3 protein-coding genes are annotated in these 4,454 nt (G+C 50.7%); all 3 read right to left on the bottom strand.

Annotated features, from left to right (window positions below; translation table 11 throughout):
• Positions 1–1,677, bottom strand: a 1,677-nt coding sequence (locus tag H8D24_00825; GenBank protein ID MBC8518937.1) for a long-chain fatty acid--CoA ligase, incomplete at its 3' end; no start/stop codon positions are given.
• A gap of 105 nt (positions 1,678–1,782) precedes the next feature.
• On the bottom strand, positions 1,783–2,703 hold the full coding sequence (gene mdh, locus H8D24_00820) for a malate dehydrogenase (protein ID MBC8518936.1): 921 nt from the start codon (positions 2,701–2,703) through the stop codon (positions 1,783–1,785).
• Positions 2,700–4,340, bottom strand: a complete 1,641-nt coding sequence (locus tag H8D24_00815) for an acetolactate synthase large subunit (GenBank protein ID MBC8518935.1) — start codon at positions 4,338–4,340, stop codon at positions 2,700–2,702. Before H8D24_00815 ends, mdh begins: the two co-directional genes overlap by 4 nt.
• Between the last annotated feature and the right edge of the window lie 114 nt (positions 4,341–4,454).

The following is a 4,454-nucleotide window of genomic DNA, read 5'->3' as shown; positions in this document are numbered from 1 at the left end:
TTGATAATACTCAAGAATCCTCTCTCTACGCAGCTTCATGGTTGGTGTTACCAGCCCCTGCTCTATAGTCCATGATTCATTAAGGATAATCAGCCGTTTTACCTTTGCATATCCAGGAAATGAGGCCATGCGAGATGATATTCTCATCGACAACTCTTGTTTAGTGACCGCTCTCCCCTGTTCATTAACTACCACCAATGCGGAGAGGAATGGCCTGCCCTCTCCAGCTATTATCACTTGATCAATATATGGGTCCTGAAGAATGGCAATCTCGATATCGGCAGGTGAGATCTTCTCGCCATTGGAGAGAACCAGAATATCCTTTATTCTCCCGGTAATGTAGAGATGGTTATCCCGAACTTCAGCAACATCACCGGTATGCAGCCATTTTCCCGAATCAATTACCTTGTCTGTCTCTTCAGGTTGACCCCAATATCCCAGCATGATTCCTGGACCACGCACCAACAGCTCACCACCATCCTCCTTAATTTTTAACTCTGTTTTCGGTAACACCTCACCAACACTATCTGGATAGTTTGCCTCCGGATGGTTACTGCTGACGACTGGGCCACACTCGGTCAAACCGTATCCCTGCAGGATAGGGATACCAAAACCAAGAAATCGGTCTGCAATGGATGAGATCAGAGGGGCTCCACCAGAGACCACAATTCGCAACCTTCCTCCAAGCGCGGCTCTCACTTTTCTACCAATAACCAGATCCAATAATGGATAAAGTAATTGCGCAACACCCCATCTGGCTCGTCCCTGTTGGATCAGAAAATGTGTTATTCCCGCTCTCTCAGCCATTCTCACCAACCAGCGCATCAATCCAGAGGCATCTGCAAGCTTCTTCTCAAGGCGTTCATTGACCTTTTCAAATAGCCGGGGGACGGTTATCAATACCGTGGGTTGGATATCCTGTAGATCCTGTTGTACCGTAAATGCCGAACGGGCAAAAGCAACCGTTGCCCCAGCCATCATTGGAAGGTAACACCCCACCGTACGCTCCAAGGCATGGGAAAGAGGAAGAAAGGAGAGAAAGGTATCCCCCGGGAAGATCTCCGCAACAGAGAGTGCGCCACGACTATTTTCCAGAATGTTGCCATGAGAGAGCATCACCCCCTTGGGATTGCCTGTGGTGCCTGAGGTATAGATAATTGTTGCCAGATCATTCGGTGGGGTTGGCTGACTCTCTGCTTGAACAGCGTGCGCCCTCTGCCAGATGGTGCGAAGCTCAACTGAGCTTTCCCAATCTGATGAAATCAGGATTACCCTCTCCAGAGCTGAAGCTGCAACCAACGGTTGTAACGCCCCCCACTGCGCCATCTCTCTCAATATCAGGATCTTCGCGCCAGAGTGGGTAATCACATAAGCCATATTTTCCGCACGATCATTAAAGAACAGAGGAACTGTTACCATCCCCAGAGAGAGTGCAGCCTGATCAACACCAATCCAATCCGGTGAATTTTCCAGCAGAATAGCCAGACGCTCTCCCCGATCCACCACCACCTCAGACAACTGCTGCTTCCACAGCTCAACACGCCCGGCAATCTGTCTCCATCTAAGATCGACCCATAACCCCTGTTTACGGCTATGGAATTGATAGGCAACTCTATCCGGCGTGTTCTCAACACGATCCAGAAATAGCTGATGCAGGGTCTCTATATCCGATCCCACCCCGGAACCCTCTGAAAGCGTTCGCCAACCATCTGTTCTAGTTTAGACAACCGTCTCTCGATACTCTCTTTCCCCTGTTGCTTGATGTACTGCATTACACGACACTCAAATTTTCTGCAGATCGGCAAGTACCATCTCTGCCGATTGGGAGAACGCCCCCATCTCCTCCCTGTCCAGATCAAGTTCAACCACACTCTCCATTCCACTCTGCCCCAGTACCACCGGCACCCCCATGGCAATATCACTCTGCCCATACTCACCGTCAAGAATGGCCACACAGGGAAGGATCCTTCTCCGGTTCATACTCATCGCACTGATCATCTCTGCAACTGCAGCACCCGGGGCGTCATAGGCACTACTATTCTGCTTGAGCGCAAGAATCTCAGCACCGCCATCACGGGTTCGCTGAATCAGCTGCTGCAGTGGTTCCTCATCGATAAACTGTCTGACCGGAATACCATTAATGGTGGTAAAACGAGGCAGTGGCACCATGGTATCGCCATGACCACCCAATACCATCGCATTGATATCCTTGATTGAGAAGCCGGTCTCCATGGAGACAAAACTTGCCATGCGCATTGAATCCAGCACCCCGGCCTGCCCTATTACCCTGCTGCGATCCCACCCACTGCTCTTCCATGCATGGTAGGTCAACACATCAACCGGATTAGTCACCATGATGATGATTGCATCCGGGGCATGTTTAACAACATTACCGACAATACCGTCAATTACCTTCAGGTTGGTCTCCAGCACATCAGAGCGAGACATCCCCGGTTTGCGGGGAACCCCTGCGGTAATCACCACCACCTCGGACCCTGCCATCAGGGATGGATCATCGCTACCAGTCAGCTTGGTATCAAAACCGAGGATGGGCGCGGTCTCCTGAATATCAAGCGCAGTTCCAGAGGCGGCGCCCTCACTGATATCAATCAGAACCACCTCACGGGCATGCTCTCTTACTGCCAACAGGTGCGCAGTCGCCTCTCCAACACGGCCAGCCCCAACAATGGAAATCTTGTTCATATCAGATGACTCCTCTCCTTGATCTCATGGTTCAGAATTCGATCATTCTCACTATAATCAATTGGTACCTCAATCAGATGCACCCCGGGTGTCTCAAAACATTTGGTAATCACCTGCAACAGACAATCAGCACACTCGATACGATGCCCGTGTGCCCCATAGCTCCTGGCATAAAGGACAAAATCCGGGTTTCCGTAGTCCAGGCCAAAATCATCAAACCCCATATTTCGCTGCTTCCACTTGATCATCCCGTAGGCATCGTCCCGTAAAATCAGAATTATCAGATCAAGCTTCAGGCGCACTGCGGTCTCCAACTCCTGCGAGTTCATCATAAAACCGCCATCCCCACAGATCGCCATCACCTTGCGTTCTGGATAAACTGTTTTTGCCGCAATAGCTGATGGTAGTCCTGCACCCATGGTTGCCAGGGCGTTATCAAGCAGTACGGTATTGGATTGATAGGCTGGGTAATTTCTGGAGAACCAGATCTTGTAGACCCCATTATCCAGGGTAATAATTCCATCCTCCGGCATCACCTTTCTGATATCGGCAACCAGACGCTGCGGGTATACCGGGAAGCGGGGGTCATCCACCCCCTCAAGCAGGTGGTTGTCCAGATGTGCTTTTACCTCCATTACCCTGGCAAAATCCCAGCTACTCTTTGGTTCAATCTGATTGGCAATTCGTGCAAGTGAATTGGCAATATCTCCAATAACTCCGAGCTGTGGATGGTATACCGGATCCACCGCTGCGGTCAGGTAGTTGATATGAATAACGCTGGGCTTGTCTCCCTTCATAAAGAATGGGGGTTTCTCCACCACATCATGTCCCACATTGATAATAAGGTCAGCGACATCAATAGCTCGGTGAAGAAAATCTTCCGCCGAGAGTGCGGCGCACCCCAGAAAGCGGGGGTCCCTCTCGTCAATAACACCTTTCCCCATCTGGGTAGTGAAGAAGGGGATACCCGTCTTCTCAATAAACTTGGTCAGGCTCTTGCTGGTTCGCTTGCGATTGCCACCCGCCCCCACCAAAATCAATGGACAAGAGGCATCCTCAATCATCTCTACCGCCATCTTGACCGATATTACATCGGCATCCGGACGACGAAACAGACTTTTTCTGATCAGTGGTGCATCCGTATGCTCCCGGGCAATATCCTCTGGCAGCTCCAGATGGGTGGCACCGGGACGCTCATTCTCGGCCTGGCGAAAGGCCTCTCTAACCCTGGTTGGAATATTCCTTGCGCTTACAATCTGGTGGGTAGTTTTGGTTAGTGGATGCATCATGTCGACAATATCGACAATCTGAAAGTGGCCCTGCTTGCTACTCCTGACCGGTTTCTGCCCGGTAACCATCAGCATCGGCATCGCCCCAAGCTGGGCATAAGCTGCTGCCGTTACCAAATTGGTAGCCCCCGGCCCCAGAGTTGAGAGGCAGACCCCAGCCTTTCCAGTAAGACGCCCATAGGTTGCCGCCATAAAGCCTGCAGCCTGCTCATGACGGGTAAGAATAAGTTTGATGGATGAATCTTTGAGTGCATCCAGCAGGTCGAGATTCTCCTCTCCGGGAATCCCAAAGATATATTCAACCCCCTCAGCTTCCAAGGCTTTAACAAACAGCACAGCTGCCTTCATCAAGTTCCCCCTTTCTAGCAATCCCGCCTGGTAACACCTTACCCTCTTCACACTATAGAGAAAAGAGTTACGATTAAAAAATGGCTACTCTGATATTTCCTTACACTCCCCACC

The sequence above is a fragment of the Candidatus Thiopontia autotrophica genome (assembly GCA_014384675.1).
Classification (GTDB): domain Bacteria; phylum Pseudomonadota; class Gammaproteobacteria.
This window is presented reverse-complemented; position numbering and strand designations above follow the sequence as displayed.